Source organism: Desulforegula conservatrix Mb1Pa (genome assembly GCF_000426225.1).
Taxonomy (GTDB): Bacteria; Desulfobacterota; Desulfobacteria; order Desulfobacterales; family Desulforegulaceae; genus Desulforegula; species Desulforegula conservatrix.
Genome location: NZ_AUEY01000179.1, coordinates 1 through 1,326, shown reverse-complemented (window position 1 = coordinate 1,326; position 1,326 = coordinate 1). Strand labels below are relative to the sequence as shown.

Sequence of the window (1,326 nt, the reverse complement as noted above, 5' to 3'; positions counted from 1 at the left end):
ATTCCTTTTGCCATTCTTCTGCTCCTTTTTTTTGATGTTCTAATAAAGCAGATTTTCACTTAAATGGCTGTCCAATTTTTCCAGACCAGCTCTGAATTCTTTAAGCAAAATTGTCCCAAAGCAGTAGATACCATTTATGAAAAAGCCTATGATGTTAAAAGTATTTTTTTTGATAATGGGGTAACCCATGATTCAGGTATTGGTAGTCCAGATGGTTATATTAATAGTGGTTTGCTTGAATTTTATGAAATAAGAAATAATAAAGACACTGGCAAACCTTACTTGCGTTATAGATTTGGTGACAAAAAGGGCCGGGAAGTTGATGAATTAGAGAGTCAATACAGTGTAATTCAGCAGGATTTGGCTCAACATCTTCGTGAAGAATTAGCAATACACGGTGCAACAATATTTATTATAGAGAATAAAAGCAAAAAAGTCTTAGCTACAAAGACATATATTCAAAGTCATTCCAGAAATGACACAAATGATAGAAGATGTGGCTCTTATTCAAGATTCCTTTTTGATGTTCTAAATCTAACCAAGCGTTTTCCATCATTTTATGATAAAAAATGATATTAAACTGTAATAATCAAAAGCTATAGTTGCTAACAAGTCGCCCAAGCCGACGCCGACACGCACGGTTTTCACCAGCAAGGCAGCGGCGGCGCGGCTTAGCTCACCGTTATGCGAAGATGATCAAAATGAAATCAAACAACTTTTTAAAAGTTTTTATTACTATACTTGTTTTCTTTAGTTTCTTTTGCAATTCATCTTCATCTGAAGAAAGAGGCTGTGACACAGTAATCTTAAGTCCAACCAATATTGCAAAGTATGATATCAAAATTCATTCAATAGCATCAGATAATTATGGAAATGCTAATTTCAAAATAAATTTCCCTGAATATCAAAATGGCTGTAAATTTAGTTCTATTGAATTAATGAGGCATATTGGTGAGCGTATTACTTTATCTACTGACCTGCCATTAATAAAACGAAATGGTATAATTAGTTGCGAGTATCTTTCTATAACCAAAGATGAACTGCCTTTTTACTGGGTGTATATATTCTATGGTAAAAATAAAGGCTGTACCTGCGTGTCTGCATATGGAGTTCAAAATCTTAAATTATTCTTAAATGAATGATGTTGTAGGACCGCATAACAAGTCGCCCAAGCTGACGCCGACACGCACCGATTTTTTCCAGTAATGCAGCGGCGGCGCAGCTTAGCTCACCGTTATGCTCTACTATCTGTACTCTTATGAATGATGATACAATAATATCTTTAGCATTTGAAAAATCACAACGTGTTAGATATAGAGAGCTTTT

Annotated in this window: 2 protein-coding genes; both read left to right on the top strand. The window is 34.6% G+C overall.

The window, feature by feature from the left end; translation table 11 throughout:
* Window positions 1–63 precede the first annotated feature (63 nt).
* The gene (locus K245_RS0121705) at window positions 64–573 is read left to right on the top strand and encodes a hypothetical protein (RefSeq protein ID WP_027360827.1); all 510 of its coding nucleotides are present in this window, start codon (window positions 64–66) and stop codon (window positions 571–573) included.
* Window positions 574–701: 128 nt separating this feature from the next.
* Window positions 702–1,142: a hypothetical protein gene (locus K245_RS0121700; protein ID WP_156906884.1), complete on the top strand. Its 441-nt coding sequence runs from the start codon at window positions 702–704 to the stop codon at window positions 1,140–1,142.
* Window positions 1,143–1,326: the final 184 nt, after the last annotated feature.

Bases quoted from the DNA above. Each gene is read 5' to 3' on its own strand.
- K245_RS0121705 (WP_027360827.1), top strand. From the start codon at position 64: ATGGCTGTCCAATTTTTCCAGACCAGCTCTGAATTCTTTAAGCAAAAT.
- K245_RS0121700 (WP_156906884.1), top strand. From the start codon at position 702: ATGAAATCAAACAACTTTTTAAAAGTTTTTATTACTATACTTGTTTTC.